This is a genomic window from Bartonella sp. AS69XJJH (genome assembly GCF_042195585.1).
Classification (GTDB): Bacteria; Pseudomonadota; Alphaproteobacteria; order Rhizobiales; family Rhizobiaceae; genus Bartonella.
In genome coordinates, this window is the sequence record NZ_JBHIOO010000006.1 from 33,930 (window position 1) to 59,062 (window position 25,133).

General features: G+C 38.2%; 23 protein-coding genes. 5 read left to right on the top strand and 18 right to left on the bottom strand.

The window, feature by feature from the left end; genetic code table 11:
• Window positions 1–27 precede the first annotated feature (27 nt).
• Complete coding sequence (locus tag ACFIK6_RS04305) at window positions 28–612, bottom strand: YqgE/AlgH family protein (protein ID WP_012754832.1); 585 nt, start codon at window positions 610–612, stop codon at window positions 28–30.
• A 71-nt stretch (window positions 613–683) separates the two neighbouring features.
• On the opposite strand from ACFIK6_RS04305, the gene ACFIK6_RS04310 reads away from it, so the two are divergent.
• Window positions 684–1,562, top strand: coding sequence for a protein-disulfide reductase DsbD domain-containing protein (locus tag ACFIK6_RS04310; protein ID WP_375641960.1), 879 nt, complete (start codon window positions 684–686; stop codon window positions 1,560–1,562).
• A 27-nt stretch (window positions 1,563–1,589) separates the two neighbouring features.
• Here ACFIK6_RS04310 and rnhA read toward each other — a convergent pair whose 3' ends face one another.
• The 4 genes from rnhA to cyoE form a co-directional block, all read right to left on the bottom strand.
• The gene (gene rnhA / locus ACFIK6_RS04315; RefSeq protein ID WP_375641959.1) at window positions 1,590–2,057 is read right to left on the bottom strand and encodes a ribonuclease HI; all 468 of its coding nucleotides are present in this window, start codon (window positions 2,055–2,057) and stop codon (window positions 1,590–1,592) included.
• Window positions 2,058–2,062: 5 nt separating this feature from the next.
• A complete protein-coding gene (locus tag ACFIK6_RS04320) occupies window positions 2,063–3,022 on the bottom strand; it encodes a homoserine kinase (RefSeq protein ID WP_375641958.1) in 960 nt (319 codons plus the stop codon).
• The gene (gene ispH / locus ACFIK6_RS04325; protein ID WP_375641957.1) at window positions 3,022–4,071 is read right to left on the bottom strand and encodes a 4-hydroxy-3-methylbut-2-enyl diphosphate reductase; all 1,050 of its coding nucleotides are present in this window, start codon (window positions 4,069–4,071) and stop codon (window positions 3,022–3,024) included. The genes ACFIK6_RS04320 and ispH overlap by 1 nt, the downstream gene beginning before the upstream one ends.
• 182 nt (window positions 4,072–4,253) lie before the next feature.
• A complete protein-coding gene (gene cyoE / locus ACFIK6_RS04330) occupies window positions 4,254–5,189 on the bottom strand; it encodes a heme o synthase (RefSeq protein WP_375641985.1) in 936 nt (311 codons plus the stop codon).
• A gap of 344 nt (window positions 5,190–5,533) precedes the next feature.
• On the opposite strand from cyoE, the gene ACFIK6_RS04335 reads away from it, so the two are divergent.
• Entirely contained in the window at window positions 5,534–6,073 is a 540-nt protein-coding gene (locus ACFIK6_RS04335; RefSeq protein WP_375641956.1) for an invasion associated locus B family protein, read from the top strand.
• A gap of 109 nt (window positions 6,074–6,182) precedes the next feature.
• Window positions 6,183–7,607: a metalloprotease TldD gene (tldD, locus tag ACFIK6_RS04340; protein WP_375641955.1), complete on the top strand. Its 1,425-nt coding sequence runs from the start codon at window positions 6,183–6,185 to the stop codon at window positions 7,605–7,607.
• A 543-nt stretch (window positions 7,608–8,150) separates the two neighbouring features.
• On the opposite strand, the gene ACFIK6_RS04345 is transcribed toward tldD, so the two are convergent.
• From ACFIK6_RS04345 to ACFIK6_RS04380, 8 genes are all read right to left on the bottom strand, one after another.
• Window positions 8,151–9,404 carry a class I SAM-dependent RNA methyltransferase gene (locus ACFIK6_RS04345; RefSeq protein WP_375641954.1) on the bottom strand — a complete coding sequence of 418 codons (1,254 nt, stop codon included), beginning with the start codon at window positions 9,402–9,404 and terminating at the stop codon, window positions 8,151–8,153.
• The gene (locus ACFIK6_RS04350) at window positions 9,401–10,144 is read right to left on the bottom strand and encodes a TlyA family RNA methyltransferase (protein ID WP_375641953.1); all 744 of its coding nucleotides are present in this window, start codon (window positions 10,142–10,144) and stop codon (window positions 9,401–9,403) included. Before ACFIK6_RS04350 ends, ACFIK6_RS04345 begins: the two co-directional genes overlap by 4 nt.
• Before the next feature lie 16 nt (window positions 10,145–10,160).
• Window positions 10,161–12,068, bottom strand: coding sequence for a 1-deoxy-D-xylulose-5-phosphate synthase (gene dxs / locus ACFIK6_RS04355; protein ID WP_375641952.1), 1,908 nt, complete (start codon window positions 12,066–12,068; stop codon window positions 10,161–10,163).
• 236 nt (window positions 12,069–12,304) lie between these two features.
• Window positions 12,305–12,559, bottom strand: a complete 255-nt coding sequence (locus ACFIK6_RS04360; RefSeq protein ID WP_273791347.1) for an exodeoxyribonuclease VII small subunit — start codon at window positions 12,557–12,559, stop codon at window positions 12,305–12,307.
• 7 nt (window positions 12,560–12,566) lie between these two features.
• Window positions 12,567–13,670: a 3,4-dihydroxy-2-butanone-4-phosphate synthase gene (ribB, locus tag ACFIK6_RS04365; protein ID WP_375641951.1), complete on the bottom strand. Its 1,104-nt coding sequence runs from the start codon at window positions 13,668–13,670 to the stop codon at window positions 12,567–12,569.
• Window positions 13,671–13,685: 15 nt separating this feature from the next.
• Window positions 13,686–14,774, bottom strand: a complete 1,089-nt coding sequence (aroC, locus tag ACFIK6_RS04370; protein WP_375622315.1) for a chorismate synthase — start codon at window positions 14,772–14,774, stop codon at window positions 13,686–13,688.
• Window positions 14,775–14,920: 146 nt separating this feature from the next.
• Window positions 14,921–15,739, bottom strand: coding sequence for an enoyl-ACP reductase FabI (fabI, locus tag ACFIK6_RS04375; protein WP_375641950.1), 819 nt, complete (start codon window positions 15,737–15,739; stop codon window positions 14,921–14,923).
• 128 nt (window positions 15,740–15,867) lie between these two features.
• On the bottom strand, window positions 15,868–16,770 hold the full coding sequence (locus ACFIK6_RS04380) for a DnaJ C-terminal domain-containing protein (protein WP_375641949.1): 903 nt from the start codon (window positions 16,768–16,770) through the stop codon (window positions 15,868–15,870).
• A 234-nt stretch (window positions 16,771–17,004) separates the two neighbouring features.
• Between ACFIK6_RS04380 and pdxH the strand changes: the two genes are divergently transcribed.
• Window positions 17,005–17,628, top strand: a complete 624-nt coding sequence (pdxH, locus tag ACFIK6_RS04385) for a pyridoxamine 5'-phosphate oxidase (RefSeq protein WP_375628318.1) — start codon at window positions 17,005–17,007, stop codon at window positions 17,626–17,628.
• Window positions 17,629–17,865: 237 nt separating this feature from the next.
• Here the strand turns inward: pdxH and ubiA are convergent, their stop codons facing one another.
• Complete coding sequence (gene ubiA, locus ACFIK6_RS04390; protein ID WP_375677409.1) at window positions 17,866–18,870, bottom strand: 4-hydroxybenzoate octaprenyltransferase; 1,005 nt, start codon at window positions 18,868–18,870, stop codon at window positions 17,866–17,868.
• 90 nt (window positions 18,871–18,960) lie between these two features.
• Here ubiA and purD point away from each other — a divergent pair, with 90 nt between their 5' ends.
• Window positions 18,961–20,235 carry a phosphoribosylamine--glycine ligase gene (purD, locus tag ACFIK6_RS04395; RefSeq protein WP_375677410.1) on the top strand — a complete coding sequence of 425 codons (1,275 nt, stop codon included), beginning with the start codon at window positions 18,961–18,963 and terminating at the stop codon, window positions 20,233–20,235.
• Between the two features lie 1,160 nt (window positions 20,236–21,395).
• Here the strand turns inward: purD and ACFIK6_RS04400 are convergent.
• The 4 genes from ACFIK6_RS04400 to ACFIK6_RS04415 all read right to left on the bottom strand — a co-directional run bounded on the left by ACFIK6_RS04400 (window position 21,396) and on the right by ACFIK6_RS04415 (window position 25,113).
• On the bottom strand, window positions 21,396–21,923 hold the full coding sequence (locus ACFIK6_RS04400) for a DUF6101 family protein (RefSeq protein ID WP_375641946.1): 528 nt from the start codon (window positions 21,921–21,923) through the stop codon (window positions 21,396–21,398).
• Between the two features lie 144 nt (window positions 21,924–22,067).
• A complete protein-coding gene (locus ACFIK6_RS04405; protein ID WP_375641945.1) occupies window positions 22,068–23,477 on the bottom strand; it encodes an FAD-binding oxidoreductase in 1,410 nt (469 codons plus the stop codon).
• A gap of 2 nt (window positions 23,478–23,479) precedes the next feature.
• Window positions 23,480–24,442, bottom strand: coding sequence for an L-threonylcarbamoyladenylate synthase (locus tag ACFIK6_RS04410; protein WP_375677411.1), 963 nt, complete (start codon window positions 24,440–24,442; stop codon window positions 23,480–23,482).
• Window positions 24,439–25,113 carry a ribonuclease HII gene (locus ACFIK6_RS04415; RefSeq protein WP_375677412.1) on the bottom strand — a complete coding sequence of 225 codons (675 nt, stop codon included), beginning with the start codon at window positions 25,111–25,113 and terminating at the stop codon, window positions 24,439–24,441. The genes ACFIK6_RS04410 and ACFIK6_RS04415 overlap by 4 nt, the downstream gene beginning before the upstream one ends.
• Between the last annotated feature and the right edge of the window lie 20 nt (window positions 25,114–25,133).

Genomic DNA, 25,133 nt, shown 5'->3' on the forward strand with positions numbered 1-25,133 from the left:
ATAAAGTTAAAAAGCTTAGAAAAAACTCTACGCGTGTCCCATTTCAGAAGCAAGATAAGTTGGATCGATACCCATGCGTGTTAAACTTTTATCATACTTGCAGCTTAAATCGCTTTCAAAAAGAAAACTAGGTGATGTAGAACTGATGAGCCAACCATTTGTAGAAATTTCTGCCTCAAGTTGCCCTGCTTTCCATCCAGCATAGCCTAATGCTACCAATGCATGTTGCGGACCTTGTTCGCAACTGATTGCTTTTAATATATCAATTGTCGCAGTAAAACAGACCTTATCTGCAATAAAAACAGTTTCTTCACAAGCATAATCATCTGAATGAAGGACAAAACCACGCGAAGGATCAACAGGACCACCATAGCGAACTGGAAACTGTTTTATTGGTTCAGAAAGGCTTTTTTTTTGGCCACTGTCTATGACGCCCAAGTGAAGCAAAAGCTCTGGAAAATCAATATGATGCAATTGATTGAGAATAATGCCCATCGCACCGGCATCAGAATGCGCACAAATATAAATAACAGAACGAATAAAGCGTTTGTCATTCATTCCAGGCATTGCTATGAGTAATTGTCCACCTAAAAAGCCATTACACCGCTTCATTAATCTGTTATTCTCCATAATTTACATGATAAAAGTTTGTTCATTTAGCACACTAGGAAAATAAAACTCCAATGAAAAAAAGTCATATATTTAAAAATTTACAAAATATCGCAACTTTCTTTTATAAAAAGCTTTTCATTACTTTAAGCTTAACATTCATAGTTTTAGAATTACTTAACATTCCTGTAAATGCTCAAACAGAACAAAAACTCCAGCTTTTCGCAACATCTTGGTATGAATCAGATGGTGGTCGTATCCGATTAGCGATCACTGAACCTTCTCTTTCTGGAATAAGAGAAGGCATTATTGAGATTGTGCTTAAACCAGGATGGAAAACTTACTGGCGTAATCCAGGTAATTCTGGCATGGCGCCATTTTTTAATTTCAACCAACAAGTTTCTTATGAAATCTTTTATCCTACTCCACAACTTTTCGAAACAGAAAATGATTGGTCATTAGGCTATAAAGATAAAGTAATATTGCCCTTCAATCTTTCTGCTTCAAGCAAAAATTTAAGTGGTGCTTTCACTCTTGGATTATGTAATAAAATCTGTCTTCCATTTACTGTTAACTTTGATTTTTCGCCTTCTGCTCTTAAAAATAAACATCTTCCTGCTTCCTTATTAAAAAATGCTCAAGATTCTTTGCCCCGCATGATGCAGAATGCACTAAAAATAAGTGCCGAAAAAAATAACAGTACGCTTCTTATAAAAATACAAAATAACAACAAAACCACTCCTTCCTCTCTCTTTTTAGATGGAGGAGAAATGCAAATTGGAGCAGCAAGAAAAGTCAGTGATAACGCAGAATATACACTCTTCAGTGCTCCACTCTATTTCGCACCAGAAGAAATAAACCAAAAAATTTTTTATACAGTTTCTTTTAAAGACCACGCCTTAAGTGGAACATTCATATTCCATACACAGCCAACCCCTCTTGCGACTCCGTGATAAAAGAAAAAAGCTCTCAAACAGCAATTATGCTGGAAAACGTCCATTTTCGCGATATTGAGTAATTGCTTTGCGAGCAAGGGCATCTGCGCGTTCATTTTCTGGATGTCCCGCATGCCCTTTTACCCAGTGCCATCTGACTGTATGACAAGAACTAGCATCCTCAAGAACTTGCCATAGCTCCATATTTTTAACAGGATTTTTTGATGCGGTGCGCCAATTATTCTTTTTCCAATCTTCAATCCACTTAGATATACCATTACGCACATAAACTGAGTCTGTATAAAGGTCGACCAAACAAGGCTCTTTAAGCGCCTTTAATGCACAAATTGCCGCCATGAGTTCCATTTGATTGTTTGTCGTATGTACCTTACCACCATAAAGCTCACGTTCATGGCCATTCCAGCGTAAAATTGCTCCCCAACCTCCAATTCCAGGGTTCCCTGAGCAAGCACCATCTGTATAAATTTCAACGATTTTTTGTTGAGTTGCCATAAAATTTAAAAACCTAATTCACTTAGCGAATTTACATTACTGAAAAAACAAAGCTTGTGCCAATACTCCCATGGATCTTTCTTAATAACAAAGCTATTAGGCGGTGTATTAAACCAATCATAAAGACGTGTGAGTAAGAAACGCAAAGACGCACCACGAGCTAATAAAACAATCTTGTCCAATTCTAAAGGGATCAATGGTCTTATTTTTTGATAATTTTCCAATAACTTACGTGCTTTGGTAAGATTATAGGAATGATCAGGTTCAAAGCACCAAGCATTTAAACAGATCGCTAAATCATAAGCAAAAAAGTCATTACAAGCAAAATAGAAATCTATTATCCCAGAAAGACGATGATTCACAAAAAAGACGTTATCATTAAATAAATCTGCATGAATAATGCCTATTGGTAAATTGAATGGCCAATTTTCCTGTAAAAAAGCCAATTCCGACTCAATTTTTTGTCCAAATTCTTTTAACAATGCATCTTCTTTGGTTTGACAACGTTGCCACAATACCTGCCAATCCATAACAGAAAGAGTATTTTTACGACTGAGTGTAAAATCCTGTCCTGCTAAATGCAATTGTGCGAGCCCCGTCCCCACTTCACCACAATGATCTATCTTGGGCTGGCGGATCCATTCTCCTTCCAGAAAAGTAATAATAGCAGCAGGGCGTCCTGCTAGTTCACAGATCATCATTCCATTATTTTGAATAACAGGTTGAGGACAAGGGATTCCACGCTGTCCTAAATGCTGCATCAAGCGACAAAAAAAAGGTAAATCATCTTTTGAAATACGCTTTTCATAAAGCGTTAAAATAAATCGCCCTTGTGTTGTCTCTAACATAAAATTAGAATTTTCAATCCCCTCCTCTATACCTTGATAAGACAAAAGTGATCCTATTGCATAACGTGTTAAAAACACTTTTAAATCATTTAAATGAATATCTGTATAAACGGCCATTATTCTGCTTTCGTTGTAGATATGTCTGTATTCTGATTTTTTGCATTATTTGCTTGACCATTGACGAAAGCCATATCTTGAGACGTTAAAATGACGTCACGTAATTCGCGACTCACTAAAAATTTTTCCGTTTCCACCGCTGTTTCAGCTAATTCTATTGTGACATCATAACGCTCACGAAATGCAGAAATAATTTCATCAATAATAATTTCAGGAGCCGAAGCCCCTGCTGAAAGACTGACAATAGAAAGAGCTTTTAGGTTTTCAAAATTAATTTCATCAGCGCGCTGAACTAAAATAGCTTGCCGCGCACCAGACTTTTCGGCAACCTCTACTAAACGTCGTGAATTAGAAGAATTTGGCGCTCCAACAATCAAAAACAAATCACTCCCCTTTGCTGCTGCCTTAACCGCGTCTTGTCGATTCGTTGTAGCATAGCAAATTGATTCAGCCGCTGGAGCTGCTAATGTAGGGAAACGTTGTTGTAATATATCGAGAATTCCTGCAGTATCTTCAACAGAAAGCGTTGTTTGTGTAACAAATCCTAATTTATCTGGATCATTAGGTTGATAATGCAAAGCATCTTCTATCGTTTCAATAAGCGTTACAGCCCCTTCTTCAAGCTGTCCCATTGTCCCTATCACCTCAGGATGACCAGCATGACCAATCAATATAACATGACGACCATGACGTTGATGTCGTATCGCTTGTTTATGAACTTTCGAAACCAATGGACATGTTGCGTCGAGATAAAACAAATTATAGCATTGCGCTTCTTCTGAAACAGATTTTGGTACACCATGAGCAGAAAAAACAACCGGTTGATTGCGATGTTCTTCTGGAATCTCATTAAGTTCTTCGACAAAAATAGCTCCCCGTTGCTGTAATCCCTCGACCACGTAACGGTTGTGTACAATTTCATGACGAACATATACTGGAACACCATATTTTTTTAATGCAAGGAGAACAATCTGGATAGCACGATCAACCCCTGCACAAAATCCACGTGGACCACAAAGACGTATCGTTAAAGGGGGAAGTCCAGACATAAATCATCCTTAATTTCTATAGTGTTAGCTATATACTCAAATAACCGGTCATTATACACGAATAAGCAATGTAAAAAAACTGGCAATAGCATCTTTTGCATAAGAACACACTCTATCGCATTTTCTTACGACATTTTCTTGCAGCAAAGCTCTTTTAAAATTTGCTTTTTCATTTCACAAAACTAAAGAGCGATAAAATACCAAACAAGAGATTCAATCAAAAGAACTCCAAAGATAGCTGCCAAATAAAGTAATGAAAAGAAAAACAGTTTTTTTGCCATCAAAATAGTTTCATTATGTGTATCAGTTTTCCACAAACGATAGGCAAAATAGACAAAGATAATGCTTAAAATTATTGAAAAAATACCATAAAAAATTCCGCCAAGACCAGTAAAGCAAGGAGCAACAGCGCATAATGCCATCAAAATAGTATAAAATAAAATCTGTTTTTTTGTTGAATGTTCACCTCGTACATTGGGCATCATAGGGATACCGGCAGCCTCATAATCAAGAGATGAAAATAAAGAAAGAGCCCAAAAATGAGGGGGGGTCCACATAAAAATGATTAAAAATAATAAAAAGCTATCAATACTCACTGTTCCTGTTGTCGCGGCCCATCCAATCATTGGTGGAAAAGCCCCAGAAGCACCACCAATAACAATATTTTGTGGTGTGATACGCTTTAACCAAATTGTATAGATGACGACATAAAAGAAAATCGTAAACGCAAGAAAAAATGCTGCAAACCAATTAATGAAACTCCCCATAACCAATACCGAAAGCATAGAAAGAACCATGCCAAAAATAAATGCTTTTCGGGAACTGATTTTACCCATAGGAATAGGACGCTTTTTGGTCCGTTCCATCACGGCATCAATGTCAGCATCATACCACATATTCAATGCTCCCGCACCACCACCACCGATGGCAATACATAAAATCGCTAAAAAACCATACAATGGATTGATAGGAACAGGCGATACAAGCAAACCAACCAGAGCTGTAAAGACCACAAGAGACATAACACGTGGCTTTAATAGTGTGATATAATCACCAATACCGGATTTTGGTGGCGTTGATTTACCATTCACAACCGATAACTCTCCTGAAACTGACATTCCGCTCAAAGCCCTTTTCCATTTCTGTCATTCACAAACCAATATTATCTGACAAATATTATCTAGCGTATGGAAATAACCAATTAAGACCAATCGTATTTTTGAGAAAATATGAAATACCTCTTTCGCACATATCTCCTAAAAATAGATAGAAATATTGGCAACGAAAATACATTTTTTCAATCAACATGCTCTCCTACATTGCAAATGTATCATAAAAATATATCCTATGGATTAATATATTTGGGTAAATACTGATTTTGTGTTATAGTTTTTTTATAGGGAATTCATTTTTTATGTAAATCTATGCATGGTTGTGGGTGTTGAGTCGGATAGGATTTTCTGTGATACTTTATAAATTACTCAAAAAAACTTTTTTTATTGGTGTTGTTTTTTACACATTTTATAATAGTTTTATCAGTCATGTATTTGCACAAACACCCTATGCGCAAAATGTTCCTGCTCCACAAACCTATGGTGCATGGACAAAAGTTTGTTCTCTACCACCAGGTACACCTAACATGCAGTGTGAAGTTGTACAAAACGTTCATACACAAGGTCGTCATGATATTACCTTGCGCGTTACATTTTATAAACTTCCTCAAAAGCAAGGTGCTTTGATGCGTGTTTTTGTTCCGATTCGCGTCGAATTACGCCCTGGCGTTGGAATTAAAATTGACGATAAAAATATGGGCAGAATGGAATATCGTCGTTGTCTTGGTGATAATTGTGTTGCTGAAGCCTTTCTTAAAGAAGACATATTGCAGCTCTTTTTAAAAGGAAAAATGGCAACCTATTTTATCTTTACAACTCCTGAACAAGGGATTGGAGGTTTTGTTGACCTTCATGGTCTTGGTGACGCCTATGCAACCTTACCGACATGAATAAAATCGATACACTTTAAACGATTAAAATCTCATCGTTTATTTTGAACGCTTCTTAAATTAGATTAATAAAAATCTTCTAAGTCCCCATAAAAATAGGATAATTCTTATGAAATCGCTGATTGATCATTTTGATATTGCTTCCTCTAAAGTGCAATCACTGGTACAGGAAACGCTTCATCATGCAGATGATGGTGAGCTTTACCTTGAGTATACAGAAAGCGAAGCTCTTTTATTTGATAATGGACAGCTTAAAAACGGCTCATTTCATCAAGATATGGGATTTGGACTACGCGTTGTTGCTGGAGAGGCTACTGGATATGCGCATTCTAATGAGTTATCAGCAGCTGCACTAAAACGTGCCAGTGAAGCAGCTAAAGCTGTCACCTATAATAATCATACAGGAACTTATAGCATAGCACCTCAACAAACAAACAAGAGACTTTACCAACCGCAGAATCCCCTTGATGCTCCATCATTTGAAGAAAAAAGTGCTCTTTTGCAAAAAATTGATGCCTATTTACGTGCTAAAAATGATAAATTGCATCAAGTGACTGTTTCTCTTTCCGGCTCGTTACAACATGTTGAAATTTTACGTGCAGATGGTTATTTGGTTCGTGATATTCGTCCCCTTGTGCGACTTTCTATATCTGTAGTCGCAGCTGAAGGCAATCGACGTGAAAATGGTTTTTATGGGTGTGGAGGGCGACAAGCATTTAGCCAATTTATTCATGAAGACAATTGGAAAAAAGCTGCGGATGAAGCCTTACGTATGGCTTTAACAAATTTAGAAGCAGAAGCAGCGCCTGCTGGATCTTTTGATGTTGTCTTAGCCAATGGATGGCCTGGTGTTATGCTCCATGAAGCCGTAGGTCATGGTTTAGAAGGTGACTTTAACCGTAAAAAAACATCCGCTTTTGCTGGACTTTTAGGACAACAAGTTGCGGCAAAAGGTGTTACAGTTGTTGATGATGGAACAATTCCACAATGTCGTGGCTCTCTCACTGTCGATGATGAGGGAACCCCTTCAGGATATAACGTTCTCATTGAAGATGGAAAGCTCGTTGGTTTTATGCAAGACAGGCTTAATGCACGGCTTATGGGAGGTAAATCAACTGGAAATGGACGGCGTGAATCTTATGCTTATGCACCAATGCCACGAATGACCAATACAGTCATGCTAGGAGGAGATAAAACACCTGAAGAAATCCTTTCTTCTCTCAAACATGGTATCTATGCTGTTTCATTTGGTGGAGGACAAGTTGATATTACTTCTGGAAAATTCGTCTTTGAATGTACTGAAGCATACCGAGTGGAAAATGGTAAAATTGGTGCACCAATCAAAGGCGCAACTCTTATTGGAAATGGACCGGATGCTATGAAACGTATTACAATGATTGGTAATGATAGTAAACTTGATAATGGTATCGGTATGTGTGGAAAAGCTGGACAAAATGTCCCTGTTGGTGTCGGTCAACCTCATCTTCGAATCAATAATATGACAATCGGTGGAACTGCGCTTATAAAGGAATGAGCTTTCTCATTTCTCCCCAATATTGCCTCCTTCTGATCTATTACGACAATTTTGTGGGGGGCTTTACAGTGAATTGATTTATAAAGATAATCTACCGTTGTTCGTATTGCATTAGAACCTTGAATACCATAAGATTTTCTCATTTCAAATCTGTATCTGTTGAATCAATCAAAATCATTCGTTTGTACGTTACAAGCGGAGAGAGTTATATGGATAAAAACTGTACAAGAAAGGACTAAAGATTCCTCTTATGAACCTTCTCAAGTACCAAGAATTTTAGAAACATCGGGAGATGGCAAATGTAATGAGGGCACCGGTTTGGTTAGATACATCTTCTTCATAAGACCTTAGTCTTTTGTGTGGGGTAACTTATCTCTTATATTTCATAATAAAAAAGTTTAAAATAAAAAACATTTTTTACATTCAGTGCTCTTAATTCAATGAGAAAAAGGTTATTACTGTAGATAAATTTTGGAGAGATTTTTATAATAATACTCAAGTAAACTTTTAAAAAAATCTTCATGGCATTAAAAAAATTTTAGGCTAAAACTTCCAACCTTTCTTTTTTTTCTTTTTGCTCAAAACAGCAACAATTTCGACATGTGGTGACCATAAAAATTGATCAATCGGTATGATTTTTTCTACTGTATACCCCCCTGCAACAAGGAGAGATAAATCACGAGCAAATGTAGTAGGATTACAGGAAATTGCCACAATACGAGATACTGTTGCCTTTGCTAATTCACGTACTTGTTTCTCTGCACCAGCGCGTGGAGGGTCAAAAACTACACACTCAAAACATTCAAGTTCCTTTACAGAAAGTGGATGTCGGAAAAGATCACGTTTTTCACAAGTGACCGTTTTTAAACCGGTCGCAAAACGTGCTGCTGTATTTAGATTTCTTAATGCATCTTCATTGTTTTCTACTGCATGAACATTCATCTTTTTTGCCATACGCAAGGTAAATGTTCCTACCCCTGAAAACAAATCAACAGCATTCTTTGTTTTTTTTAAATGAGTCAAAATAATATTGCCCATTATATTTTCAGCTTCGCACGTTGCTTGAAGAAAACCACCAGAAGGAAATTCAACACGGACATCTCCAAAGTAAATCTCTGGTTTTTCTCGTTCAACTAAAACTTCACCGTCAACAGATAAACGTATAATTCCATATGAAAGAGCAGCACTGATCATTTTCTGACGAAGTGATTCATGATGTACAATGCAACCGCTTAAAGCAACATCTAAACCATTTTCAACACATGTTATCGTAACATGAAACCGTTTGGCAGAGCTGCTTAGAAAAGCACAGAGCTCTCTGATATTATGCAACTGAGAGATAAGCTCTGGACGGCTTACTGGACATTCCTCAAGAGCTACAATCTCATGAGAGAGATAACGGTTAAAACCAACTTTTTGCCCCTGTGGTGTCATGGATGCTGTTAGAGTAATCCGCCGTCGGCTATAAGGTTTACATTCTATTAAAGGCGCAACAACATTATTAAGTCCATACTTTTTAAGCGCATCAACAACCAATTGTTGTTTCCATACGCGATAAGCATCCATATGCCAATGCTGAAGAGTACACCCTCCACATTCTCCAAAATGCTGACAAAGAGCATCAACGCGTTCTGATGATTTTTCTTTTAATGCTATATATGTTGCATATTTTCCATGAACAGTAATTTCAGCACACTCTCCTGGTAAAGTAAAAGGAACATAAACGAAGCCGTGAGACGTCTTAGCAGTACCATAACCATTTGCTACGATATGGTCGATTATGACATTGTCATTCACTCTTGTTTTTCTCCAAATAGTAAATATTCCACGTTGCCATCTCCACCTGTAATAGGGGAAGAAATTAGACCTTTTGAACACCACCCTGTTTGTGTATTTAACCAAACAAAAAGCGCCTCAGCAGTTTCTTTAGCTATTGATGGATTTAATATTCCTCTCTTACTAAAGTGTTTACGACCAAGCTCAAACTGAGGCTTTACCAGTAAAACAGCTTGGGCGCCCTTTTTGGCTAAAGACAAAACAGGAGGCAATGCAAGTTTGAGAGAGATGAAGCTAACATCTGAAACGATAAGATCAATTTCTCGCCCGCCTAAATGTTTCTGTTGAAAATCTCTAACATTCAAGCCTTCTAATAACGTTATAGCACTGTTGCCCAATAAGCGTTTATCAAATTGATGGTGCCCAACATCAACGGCAATTACATGAGCTGATCCACGCTCTAAGAGAACTTGTGTAAAACCACCTGTGGACGCACCAACATCAATGGCCGTCACTTTATCTGTTATAATCGGAAATGCATCAAGTGCAGCAATCAATTTTAACGCTGCCCGAGAAACATAATTCTGCGCTGGATCACAAACAGCAATCTCTGCATCATCAAAAACGATTTGCCCAGCTTTGAAAACGATTTCGCCGTTAACTTTAACAGTTTGACGCACGATAGCATCACGTGCGCGTGAACGTGTCGTAAAAAAGTTTTTTTCAACTAAAAGAATATCGAGTCTTTTTCTGATAGCCATCTCATACTCGATTTTTTTATCCTGTTCGAATCTCGCGGCCTAAAGCAGTAAAAACCATGTTGACAATACCCATAGCATCAAGCCCGATAGTTGAGAGAACTTTTTCTGGTGAACCATGATTCAAATATTCATCAGGAAGTTTTAGTGTACGAACTTTCAAACCATGCTCTAAGAGCCCTTCTTGCGCTAAAAATTGTAATATATGCGCTCCAAATCCACCGATTGCTCCTTCTTCAATTGTCACCAATACTTCATGCTCACGTGCCAAACGACGCATCAAATCCTTATCTAAAGGTTTTGCAAACCGTGCATCTGCAACCGTTGTAGAGAATCCTTCAGCCTCTAACGCATCAGCAGCTTGCAACACTTCTGACATCCGCGTTCCAAAACAAACCAAAGCGATCTTATTTCCTTCATGCAGAACACGCCCTTTTCCAATTTCTAATAACTCACCACGTTGCGGTAAATCTATACCAATCCCCTCACCACGCGGATAACGAAAAGAAATTGGTCCCTGATCATAAGCTGCAGCTGTACGCACCATATGCATCAGTTCAAGCTCATCAGAAGGTGCCATAACAACAAACTCAGGAAGAGTGGACAAAAAAACAATATCAAAACTTCCAGCATGTGTTGCACCATCTGCCCCCACAAAACCCGCTCGGTCAATAGCAAAACGTACTGGTAATTTTTGAATTGATACATCATGAATAATTTGATCATAAGCACGCTGTAAAAAAGTAGAATAAATTGCAACAAAAGGCTTATACCCTTCACAAGCAAGTCCTGCCGCAAAAGTTACGGCATGTTGCTCAGCGATACCAACATCAAACATTTTTTCAGGAAATTTTTCTGCGAAAACATCAAGGCCCGTTCCTGTTGGCATCGCCGCTGTTATGCCAACAATCTTATCATCATGACAAGCTTCTTCTATTAAAGCTTTAGAAAATACCTTGGTATAAGGTAGAGTATTACTTGATGCTTTAACCTGTTTTCCTGTCGTAACATCAAAACGATTAACACCATGATATTTATCAGACGAGGCTTCTGCAGGTGGATATCCCTTTCCCTTATGGGTTACAACATGTACCAAAACAGGACCATTAGGATATTCACGAACATTTTTTAAAACAGGCAATAAATGCCCCAAATTGTGCCCATCTATGGGTCCAACATAATAAAAGCCAAGCTCATCAAATAAAGTTCCCCCAACCAAAAGGCCACGCGCAAATTCCTCTGAACGACGGGCCTTATCCAAAAAAAACTTTGGCAATTTTTCGCTCAACATCTTTACGCGTTCACGCAAATGACGATAAGAAGGACGAGATACTAATCGTGCAAGATGTGCACTCATAGCACCTGTAGGTGGTGCTATAGACATATCGTTATCATTAAGAACAACAATCAAGCGCGCATTCAAAACACCAGCGTTGTTCATTGCTTCATATGCCATACCCGCAGACATTGCACCATCACCAATGACAGTTATGATATTGCGTCTTGTCTCTGCTTTCAAAGCACTTGCCACCGCCATGCCAAGCCCCGCTGAAATAGAAGTAGATGAATGCCCCGCTCCAAATGGATCATACACACTTTCTGAACGTTTTGTAAAACCAGATAATCCGCCCTCTTGACGTAATGTGCGAATTTTTTCTCTACGCCCCGTTAAAATCTTGTGTGGATAGGTTTGATGACCAACATCCCAAATAATCCTATCCTCTGGTGTATTAAAAATATAATGTAATGCAACAGTGAGCTCAACAACACCAAGTCCCGCCCCAAGATGACCACCTGTTACAGAAACCGCATCAATTGTTGCTGTCCGCAACTCATCAACCAACTGTACCAAATCAGACTCATGCAATGCCCGCAAATCTTGCGGAAAACAAACACGGTCAAGCAATGGTGTTAGGACCTGAGACAAAAAAAATCCTTTCTATTATCTTAACTCAAGAAAACGCAACGAAATACATCTTCTCTACTCTTATTTACAGTTTTGCATCTTTTTTTACTGAAAAATGCTCTTTTCTATTGAGATGAACTATAATTTCCTCATTTTTAAATTATTATATAAAAAAGAAATCAATAAATTTTTCTGTTTATAAACTAAGGTTATTGCATCTCTTAAGTCCCACAATAAATATCCAAAAAGATTTAATATTATTTAGCATCAAGTGGTTCTACTCCTTCTGGAGAACCTTCTTCTGAAAACTGGATTTTTTCAACTTTAGCTTCAGCAACTCTTAAGAGTTTTTCACAATGCTTTTTAAGCGCTTCACCGCGTTCATAAATATCAATGGATTGTTCCAAAGGCACATCGCCACGTTCCAAATTTTCGACAATAACTTCAAGTTGCTTAAGCGCTTGCTCGAAACTTAAGGTCGTAATATCTCCCTCTTGTATCTCTTTTTTCATATGAACCTCAAAAAATATCTGTTCTGGATATACGAATTCCAAAACCTTCCAAACCTACATAATGGCGCTCTTTAGAAGCATAAACAATAACAGAGCCTATTCCTAAATATTTTAAAATTTGTGATCCTAAACCAATTTTGCGCCATTCTTCTTCGCGTTCAATCGCCTGCACATGGTTTTCTGAACTGTCTCTTGCCATGTTTTGAATATCAATAGTTGATTGTATAACAGATCCTTCACGCAAATAAATAAATACGCCACGTTTTTCTTTTTCCATCATACGCCGCATCATCACCATAATATCTGAAGTTTGACAAAAAACGTCATTTATAATGTTTTCATGATGTAAATACACAGGAATATCCTCCCCCTCACGGACATCACCAAAAACAATTGCAATATGCTGAACGGCTTCCCAAGGGAGTTGATAACTTTGAATAATAGCGGGACCTACAAATGTTTCAATAGGCATTTCTCCAACATTTTTGATCAATATTTCCTTACGTTGGCGGTAAGCAATTAAATCTGCAACCGTTATAATATGCAACCGATGTTCTTGCGCAAATTTCATAATCTGATCGCCATGTTTAACGCTTCCATCATCATTAACTAACTCACCGATAACACCAACCGGCGGCAAATTAGCTAATTTACATAAATCAACAGCCGCCTCTGTGTGACCTGAACGCATGAGCACCCCCCCTTCATGCGCAATCAAAGGAAAAACATGCCCTGGACGAACAAAATCATCCGCACTTGCATTTGAATTCGCAAGATTACGTACAGCTAATGTACGGTCATGTGCTGAGATCCCTGTTGTTATGCCGTGTTTAAAATCAACAGTAACCGTAAATTGTGTCCCATGTGCAGAATTATTATCTGGTACCATAGGAGAAAGATTAAACCGTTTTGCTTCTTTTTTTGGCATAGGTGTGCACACAATACCTGTTGTGTGACGAAGAATAAACGCCATCTTTTCTTCTGTACAATGCGCTGCAGCAACAGTTAAATCACCTTCATTTTCACGGTCATCATCATCTGTTACCACAACAATTTCACCGCGTTCAAAAGCTTTAAGTGCAGAAACAATTTTTTTTTCATCATACGCCATTGTTCACCTTTTCAATCACCCAACTTGACCGCGATGTCTTAGATAATGGTCAGCAATAGCACAAGCAACCATCGCTTCACCAACAGGAACGGCACGGATCCCAACACATGGATCATGACGCCCCTTTGTTATAACGTCTATATCATGACCATCAACATCAATAGAGCGACGAGGTGTTAAAATTGATGAAGTAGGCTTTACAGCAAAACGTGCAACAATTGGCTGTCCACTCGATATTCCCCCTAAAATACCTCCCGCATGATTTGATAAAAAAAGCGGTTTTCCATCATTTCCCATTCGCATTTCATCGGCATTTTCTTCTCCCCTCAAGCGGGCTGCCGCAAAACCATCACCAATTTCCACACCTTTTACCGCATTAATCGACATAAGTAACGAGGCAATATCTTGATCAAGCTTTGCGTAAATAGGGGCTCCTAAACCTGCCGGAACATTTTCTGCAACGATCTCAACAACCGCTCCAACAGATGTTCCCTCTTTACGGAGTTCACTGATATAATCACTAAAAATGTGAACCATCTCTGCATCAGCTGTAAAAAAAGGATTATTATTAACCTCTGACCAATCCCAACGATCACGATTAATATTATGAGGACCAATTGCTATCACTGCTCCTCGTACAATCAAACCAGGAACGATTTTACGAGCAAATGCACCAGCTGCAACACGTGCTGCCGTCTCCCGTGCCGAAGCACGTCCCCCGCCTCGAAAATCACGAATGCCATATTTAATATCATAAGTATAATCCGCATGTCCTGGACGATACTGATGGGCAATCGAGCTATAATCCTTCGAACGCTGATCTGTGTTTCGAATCAACAGAGAAATTGGTGTACCTGTTGTCACCAATGTCGTCCCATCGTCTTGAACAACAACTCCTGAAAGGACCTCTACTTTATCTGGTTCTCGGCGCTGCGTTGTATATTTTGATTGTCCTGGTTTGCGTTTATCAAGATAAGCTTGAACTTCTGCAAGAGTAAAAATAATTCCAGGTGGACAACCATCAATGACACAACCAAGAGCAGCACCATGACTTTCACCCCATGTTGTTACACGAAACAAATGACCAAATGTATTATGCGACATGAAAAAGATCCGTTTCTCTGTCAAATATTACAACGACAACGCATGTTGTATGCTATACACAAGGTAGCTCTTTGCGCTCAAATACTCTTAGCCACTTTAAATTTGGTCAAATTACTGCTGTCCAATAAAATCCTATAAACCAAACTTTATTCTTTAACGACAGAAATGTCTGGTGCATCAACGGCTTTCATACCTATGATATTATAACCCGAATCGACATGATGGACTTCACCAGTAACAGAACGAGACAAATCTGAAAGAAAATAAAGCGCAGAATCACCAACCTCTTCAATTGTTACCGTACGACGTAATGGAGCATTATATTCATTCCATTTTAAAATATAACGAAAATCACCAATACCAGAAGCTGCTAACGTTTTAATGGGTCCAGCAGATATAGCATTAACACGAATATTTTGAGGACCTAAATCTACCGCTAAATATTTCACGCTCGCTTCAAGAGCCGCTTTAGCAACCCCCATTACATTATAATTTGGAACAACCTTTTCTGCTCCATAATAGGTCAGTGTCAAGATTGAACCACCATCTGGCATCAATTTTTCTGCACGCTTCGTTAGAGCCGTTAGGGAATAAACGGAAATATTCATGGTCATCATAAAATTTGATTCGCTGATATCAACATAACGACCGCTTAATTCATCTTTATCAGAAAAACCAATAGCATGAACTAAAAAGTCGAGTTTTCCCCATTTCTTCTCTATTTCTTTAAAGACCGTATCAATAGAGGCACTGTCAGAAACATCACAATGCCCACAAACAAACCCCTTTAATTCTTCAGCCAAAGGCTCAACACGCTTTTTCATTGCTTCACCCTGATAGGTAAAAGCTAGCTCTGCCCCTGCGCTACTTGCCGCTTTAGCGATTCCCCAAGCGATGGAGCGATTATTGGCCAACCCCAAAATTAAACCACGCTTACCGTACAATAAACCATTACCCTTAGCCATCAGCACTGCCCCATTGTTACTTAAAATTAATATTATTCACCTGCCTATGACACAGGTCAACTTTTTCTTCAAGCAATTGGTTTAAAATCAAACAAAAACTACGCTTTTATATATAAAAAATTTTAAAATTAATCTTGCTGCATTTTCAAAAACTGTTCTAGCGCGGCATTTTCACCTTCCGGCAACATAATGCGAACATGCACATAAAGATCATCTCTTGTACCATTTTTTAAACGAAGCCCTTTCCCTTTCAACCGTAAAACGCGATCAGAACTTGACCACGCAGGAATCGTTAAAACCACACGTCCCTCCAACGTCTCAACTTCTTCTTTTGCTCCCAAAACAGCATGTTTAAGAGAAACTGGTAAATCAAGATGAAGTGCTCTTCCTTCAACCCGAAAACGAGGATGTTTTTGAATCTGAATGGTTATCAACGCATCTCCTGCTTGCCCAAGAGCTACCCCTTCTCCCTGACCTTTTAAACGAATAACCTGTCCGTCTTCAATATAATCTGGAAGTTTAATTTTTAACTTTTTTCCATTTGGAAAAACAGCTTCCACCTTTTCTGCGCCAACCATCTGCTCTAATGTTATGGCAAGATTAGCACGCACATGTGCTCCTTGTTGGGGACGGTTATAGTGTGTGGAATTCGAAAAGCTACCTCCTCCTCCAAACAGATCCCGAAAAATATCACTCGCATCAAAACCTGCACCACCTGAAGAGGAAAAATCAAATCCCTTTGCTCTTCCTGAAAAAGGATTTTGTTTATTGCTAAAATTTTCACCAGTACCATAGGCTTGATAAAGCGGTTTTCCTTCCATATCAATTTCACCGCGGTCAAATTGTGCCTTTTTATCTTTATCACCTATAATTTCATAAGCTTGATTAATTTCAGCAAATTTTTCTTTAGCCTTTGCATCATCTCTATTATGATCTGGATGATACTTCTTTGCTAATCTTCTAAATGCCGATTTAATCTCTTGCGATTTTGCGGTACGTGCCACACCCAGAATCGTGTAGGGATCACGCATATTGCCCTCTTTTCAATTTCTTCGTTTTCAAAATATCAACTGATACGTTGTTAATACCCTTTATAGCTTCATCAATCTATTCTAGAGAATAATTTCTTCTTTTCTCTTTATATGTCTATCAATAAACTAAAATACCAGATAAAATGAGATATTTATTTAATATAGCTCCTTGTAGTCTATGCTAAAGTAAATGAGAAAATGCCTCACCCATGCTCACTGATATTTGGAGAAACTATGAGCAAAAAAATACCAACAGATGATCATTTTATGCAAATGCAAAAACCTTTTGAACTTTTCGCAAAGTGGCTTGAAGAGGCAACGATAAGTGAAATAAATGATCCGAATGCTATGGCATTAGCAACAGTTGACGAAACAGGACTCCCTAATGTTCGTATGGTTCTCCTCAAAGACTACAGTCCCCAAGGCTTTGTCTTCTATACCAATTATGAAAGCTGTAAAGGACAAGAAATTTTAAAATCAATGAAAGCATCCTTAGGTTTTCATTGGAAATCGCTCCGTCGTCAGGTAAGAATTAGAGGAATTGTTGAAAAAGTAAGTCAACAGGAAGCCGATGCCTATTTCCAATCACGACCACGTGGTAGTCGAATTGGTGCATGGGCATCTAAACAATCTCAACCTTTAGACAATCGTTTTGTGCTCGAAAAAGCAATTGCTCAATATACTGCGCGTTATGCTCTAGGTAATATTCCACGACCACCTTATTGGTCTGGGTTTCGTGTTAAACCCCTTTCTATAGAGTTCTGGTGTGATCGCCCATTTCGTTTACATGATCGTCTGCTTTTTACACGAGATTGTGTTGAACACAGCGATTGGAAAAGACAAAAACTTTATCCCTAATCCTTCAAACTTCATCGTTATGAAGATTTTTTCTTCCCAACAGTTAAGCAAATATTTTTTATTTGAAAAATTCTAAAAGAAGATGATTTATTTTATTTAAATAGAAGAATTTCATTTCCACTGTAACAGTTGATTAGTAATATTTTCTACTGTATCGCTTAAAAATAGATTAGCAACAAGCTTATTAAAAAAAACATACTGTATTCAGTAGAAACTATGATTTTAGCTAACTTATTTTTAGACCGCAGGATAAAATATCGTCCATATACCCCCACATACTAAACCAGCAAAAATCACAAAACCAATAAGCGAATTAGATTTGAAAAGCCTGAGGCATTGTGAACTGTCATCTATATCAATGACTTTAATTTGAATAAACATATGGATGCTTGCCACAAAAATCCCCAAAAAACTAAGAACAGGGACTCCAGCTAAATAAAATGCTAGACTAATGAACATCACAAAACCACCATACAAAAATACTAAAGCACGCTTGGTTGCTTTACCAAAGAGAAGAGCCGTAGAACGGACACCAACAGTAACGTCATCTTCTTTATCTTGATGTGCGTAGATTGTATCATATCCTATGGTCCACAAAATTGATCCCACATAAAGCAAGATTGGTGCCCAGCTTAAACTTCCAAAGACAACAGCCCACCCCATTAATGCCCCCCAATTAAACGCAACGCCTAAAAAAAACTGCGGCCAATATGTTACGCGTTTCATAAAAGGATAAAATGCAACAGCTATCAATGACGAAATACCTAGAAAAAAACTAAACCTATTAAATTGTGATAAAACAACTAAACCAACCAAACATTGCACAAGTATAAAAACTCTTGCTTGAAACCGACTCACATGACCTGTCGGCAATGGGCGAGAACGTGTCCTTTCTACCTGAGCATCAATTTTATGGTCAATAAGATCATTCCAAGTACATCCTGCCCCTCGCATAGCAATAGATCCCAGAAAAAAAAGAAAAAGATACCAAACCCAATGAAGAAACATTGATAAAAGAGTATCGTGATGCATTTTATAAGAGAAAAAAGCCATTGTTGTTGACCAAAAACAAGGCCACATCAACAATTGCCATCCGATAGGCCGATCCCAACGCGCTAATTGCGCATAAAACCATAAAGAACAGGGAAGGAAATTGTAGACCCATTGTTTGGAAGATGCATCCATAACCCGTCCTGGGCTATCATAGGACTGAACATGCGCGGTATTTTTATTTTTTTTCATCAAATGATTTACCTTTGGTCTTGCGATAGAGACATTTCATTCTTATGAGAAGGGGATGAGATTAATCATCTTTTATGAGAGGAGCAAGCAATGAATATTCTTCTTATTGGCTCAGGTGGACGAGAACATGCTTTAGCATGGAAAATAGCTGCATCACCACTACTAACAAAATTATATTGTGCTCCTGGAAACCCTGCAACAACAGAATTTGGTAAAAATATTAATTTAAACATTGATGACCATCCCCTTGTTATTGATTTTTGTAAGGCACATTCTATTGATCTCGTGATTGTAGGACCAGAAGCACCATTGGTTGCGGGTATAACAGACTCTCTTAATAGCGCTAACATTTGTGTATTTGGTCCTACTCAAAAAGCTGCTCAACTAGAAGGTTCAAAAGCTTTTACAAAAGATTTATGTCGTAAGAATAACATTCCTACAGGAAGTTACCAATGCTTTAATGATGCCTCTAAAGCTAAGGCTTACATTCAACAACAAGGTATTCCCATTGTTATTAAAGCTGATGGCTTAGCTGCTGGCAAAGGTGTCGTGGTTGCAACAACTATGGAAGAAGCATTTAACGCAGTCGATGCCTGCTTCAAAAGTGCATTTGGAGATGCAGGAAACAAAATTGTTGTAGAATCTTTTCTTGAAGGTGAAGAAGCAAGCTTCTTCTGCCTTTGTGATGGTAAAATTGCTCTTCCTTTTGGATCTGCTCAAGATCATAAACGTGTAGGTGATGGGGATATTGGAGCAAACACCGGTGGGATGGGTGCTTATTCACCAGCGCCCATCATGACCCAAGAAATAGTGAATCGTACCCTCAAAGAAATTGTTGAACCAGCTTTAAAAAGCATGAAAGAAATGGGCGCTCCCTTTAAAGGTATTCTCTTCGTCGGCTTAATGATAACGCAAAAAGGACCCGAATTAATTGAATTTAACGTACGATTCGGTGATCCTGAATGTCAAGTTTTAATGATGCGTCTCAAAGATGACATTTTGCCAATTTTTCTTGCTGCAGCTCAAGGAAAACTTGAAAATAAGCCTCTTCGGTGGTCTGAAAAAACTGCTCTCACCGTTGTTATGGCTGCCAATGGTTATCCAGACTCTCCCCAAAAAGGTACTGTCATCCGTAACGTTGATAAAGTAAACACTCTTCCCGATGTGAAAGTTTTTCAAGCTGGTACAGTATTGCGTGATGGAGAACTCATTGCAAATGGTGGACGTGTTCTCAACATAACAGCAACAGGAAACACGATTACGCATGCACAAAAACGTGCTTATGAAGCTGTTGATTGTATTGATTGGCCAGAAGGTTTTGTTCGGCGTGATATCGGATGGAGAGCCATTGCGCGAGAAAACTAAATCCTTTGAATATTCTTTTTTACGATTTGATTATTTTATATAAGAGCATAGTATAAAAATTTTCTCACTGTTTTACGTTGATCATAATTTTGAAAAAATGAGTGTGCTTTCCTTTGAACAATCAAATATTGTAAATAGGATAACTACTCATAATAAAATAGGAAAATTTTCTGAATATGATACTGTCATATAAACTGATCATTTTACTGTTTTATTTACTTTAAACGCATTTTCTCATCATTTTTATGAACGCTTTCTTTCTTATAAAATATTGACGAAAAACATATATATTATCATTTCTTTTATTTATCGCGTTTTTTAATGAAGTTCCGCTTTTACGAAAAATAAAATGCCCCAAAAAGATACTGATGTTATTTACGTACAGATTCTTAAACAATATCTCTCATGCTCGTCACTCCCATTTTACGACACTACCTGCAAATAAGTATAAATCCATTCTGACATCTTTCTGGAATAAAGATAAAACAGATATCATCTTTGTATTTTCCAACTCTCAATGTTACGATAACCATTTCTATCTAAACACTTTATTAGAAAGTGTTTACTCTTTTTTAATGTTTTTTATCCACACTATAACCCTTCTTATAACGTGCAAAAAAAATGACTTTAATTATAAGAGAGAGATGAAATAAGAATATTTTGCAATATTCAAAGCTCTCATTCAACATGGAGAAATGATTTATAAAAAAATTCAAAAACACTTCCAGCAATCTTCTCGTATTTTAATGATGTGGCAAAAACCAAAATTACACTGCCAAAGAACGGTTTCTATTGTTATGAAAGCTGTTTTTACCTCTTCGAAAAAAGCGTTTAACATAACCGATTCCTGCTGCCAATGTATGGTGTCAAAAAACTCTCGTTTACAATCATTGACTTCCTCTTTGCCATAAAGAACGAACAGTCATACCAAAGCCGTCTGTAAACGTCTTGCTCTCTCATGGAGCGGGTTCCTCTTGGTTTTCACTCATATATTTCACTTACACAAAGACGAACAAGCAAACTTAAGAATATTCGCCATGTCCTCTAAAAACACTTCATGTGTGAAGTTTACATGCCTTATATTACCGCCCAAACAACGATGTTTTACGGCACAAAAAGATAAATGCTTATGGTAGTACAAAAATGAATACATATTAATATTACTGGAGTGCAATTCGATTCGAAATCACCAAACGCAAGCCTAACGGATTGCTATAACGAAGTAAAAAACGCTTTTGTTTAGAATGTGCTGTTGTACCAAAAAATCGATGTAAATCAGAACGATCTTTTACAACCAGAATGCGATTATCTTCACTGATCATAAGCATGGGGAGACCATAAGTATCCGCCCATAATCGCCAATCCAGAAGAACATTATTCAAATCTCTGGAAACCAACAGCGGTATACAAGCTTCCTCATCGGCATGAAGTAATTCTAATGCAACAGCTCTTTCTCCTGAACGCATTTTCACGGTACGTGCTGCAATTCCTTGGAAATGATAAGGGGGTATTAAATGCGATAAACTTGAAGGCATATCCGTTTTAAAAGAAACTCCACGCTCATTTAACGAACAGATAACCTGATTACCCGTTTTAGATGAAAAATATGTCGTCGTTTGTGGCAAATGGCACGGATCCAACCGAAATTCAAGCACCGCTTTTGCCTGATTAAAGCATTGATTAGCCATATACATTATCCCAATTTATCTTAAATAACATACACCCTTTAGCAGCTTTTTCTCATTGGATTATTAAAAGTTTGAATAAAAAACAACTGGTTTCTTTTTTGGTTATTAAAATCTAAACAAAAATACATGATCACCATTCTTGAATTATAATACTTTTCCTGGATTCATTATCCCTAAAGGATCAAGCGTTTTTTTAATCCCTTGCATAATATCCAATGCGACAGGCGATTTAAAAGAACGAAGTTCTTCGCGCTTAAGCTGACCAATTCCATGCTCAGCAGAAAATGCACCTCTATAGTCCATCACTAAACTATGAATGCAATGATTCATTTTTGACCATAACTGCAAGAACACCGTCGTATCAGCGCCTACAGGTTGTGTAACATTATAATGTAAATTTCCATCGCCCATGTGTCCAAAACAAATCACCCGTGCTCCTGGAGCAAGATCTTCAACAATAAGTGCCGCCTCAGCAAGAAAATCAGGAATAGAAGCAAGCGGGACTGCAATATCATGCTTAATGGACCCTCCTGCTAACTTTTGTGCTGGTGATATACTTTCTCGTAATTGCCAAAAAAAATCCTGCTGTTTTAAAGATTGTGCAATAACTGCATCTTCTATCATCGCATTCTTTAAAGCTTCTTCTAAAATAATACTCAATACTGATAACGCCTCACCATTGCCTTGCAATGATGAAATATTCATTAATACATACCATTCATGTTTCCGCTGAAGAGGAGGCTTCTCACACATCTTATAATCTAAAGCCATTTGTAAACTGAGATTTCCCATGAGCTCAAAACCTGTCAACATCCCTCCTCCATATTCTTGAGCCAGAGACAAAAACTCTAAAGCCTTCACCGGACTATACAATCCCACCAAAGCAACAGCTATTTCTTTGGGTTTCGGAAAAAGCTTTAAAACTGCAGCAGTTATAACACCTAATGTGCCTTCTGCACCAATAAAAAGATTTTTCAAATCGTAACCGCTATTGTCTTTTTTAACAAAACGCAAATCATCTAAAATACGGCCATCTGGTAAAACAACTTCCAACCCAAGACAAAGATCACGCATATTGCCATAAGCTAAAACAGCTGTCCCTCCAGCATTCGTCGAAAGATTTCCTCCTACTTGGCAAGAACCTTCAGATGCCAAAGAAAGAGGGAAAAAACGACCTGATTCATCCACTTTTTTCTGTAAATCCTGTAAAATAACACCAGCCTCTACAACAACAAAGTTTCCTTCAAGATTTATAGCTCTAATCTTATTTAATCGCTCCATGGATAAAAGAACGGCCCCTCCTCTTTCATCTGGTTGTTGCCCCCCCACAAGCCCTGTATTTCCACCCTGTGGCACAATCGGTGTACGTGTTTTGCTCGCTAACTGCATAATCGATGAGACCTCTGCACAAGAAGATGGACGTAAAAGTAAAGGTGTTTTCCCATGAAAAAGCCCACGCTCTTCAAGCAAATACGGTGCAATCAACGCTTGATCTGTTATAGCATGCTTAGCACCAACAATTTCTCTAAACCCCTCAATTAATTCCTGCTCCATATTCATTTCTCCTTTGGGGCTGCAGCCCGTATAAGACGATCATTGATAGCCTCCCCTAATCCGTATGATGGAATAGGTTCTACTGCGATACATCTCACTTTAAATGAATCTAATTCCTTCATATATTGAAATAAATGAGAGGCTGCTTCTTCCAACTTGCCATCTTCGCTAAGGTTTAAAATAGAAACGGCATTTTCAGCTCCCATAACGCGCTTTGAACCAAACGCTAAAAGCGCTTCACCATTTTCCACCTTTTCTACATTCAAACGAATCGTGGCATTGGGAGCATAATGCGACTTTAACATCCCTGGAGCTTCAATCGCCGCCCTTTGATCTATCCGTTTTAAAGACTTCCCCACAACTTTTTCAATTTTATCAGCCGCCAGCCCCCCTGGACGTAAAAGATAAATATTTTTACCACAAATCTTAATAATTGTTGATTCAAGCCCTATTTTAGCAGGTCCTCCGTCCAATATCAAAGGAACAGATTCTCCCAAAGATGCAAAAACAGCCTCAGCTGAAGTCGGGCTAAGACGCCCCGATTGATTCGCACTAGGAGCAGCAAGTGGGCGGCCAAAATGTTGTACCACTTCTGCAAAACGACTGTCTGGAAAACGAACAGCCAAGGTATTCAAACCAGAGGTTGTTAAAGGATGGATATTATGCTGTTCCTTTAAAGGCAAAACCAATGTCAAAGGCCCTGGCCAAAATTCCTCCATTAATTGGCGTGAAAGAAAGTCAATTTTAACATAACGTTCCGCCATTTCGATGCCGCTGACATGTGCAATAAGAGGATTAATTTGCGGACGACCCTTTGTAGAATAAATAGAAGAAATTGCCCTCCCATTGGTTGCATCGCCCGCTAATCCATAAACAGTTTCCGTTGGTAACGCTACTAACTTCCCTTGTTTAAGAAGCACTATTGCCTCTCTTATTGAAGCACTATTGAGTGGTAGAATCGTCATGACACATCATTTCTATAACACTCTTTTAGTGGTGCAAAACTATAACGATGTAACCCTATAACTGGTCCATATTTATCAAGAGCTGTGCGATGCGCTAGCGTTGCATAACCTACATGCTTCTCTAAACCATACCCTTTATAAACTTGTCCTGCACATTCCATCATCCGGTCACGCGTTACTTTTGCAATAATAGATGCGGCTGCAATTGAAAGCGAACGCTGATCGCCCTTAATCAACGCCATTGCAGGACAGGACAACTCAGAAGGAATATCACGTCCATCAACAAGGACATAGTGGGCTGGAATGGCTAATCCTATAATACAGCGACGCATTGCTTCTAAAGTTGCTTTTCTAATATTAGATTGATCAATTGTACGAGCACAAAGACTAGCGACTGAAACCGCTAATGCACTTTGCAAAATTTCATGATAAAATCTATTTCGTTGGAGAAAAGAAAGTTTTTTTGAATCATTTAACCCATTAGGAATATGATCTTTGTCCAAGATAACTGCTGCCGTTACCACAGGTCCAGCGAGAGGTCCCCGTCCTACTTCATCAACACCTGCTATATGAACAAAACCCTGTTTTTGCAAATCCAATTCGCACGAAAAATTTGGCTGAAGCGGAAAATTAAACATCTTTGACAAATCACAAATACAACAAACATACATCTATTTCTGTTATTTCTGTA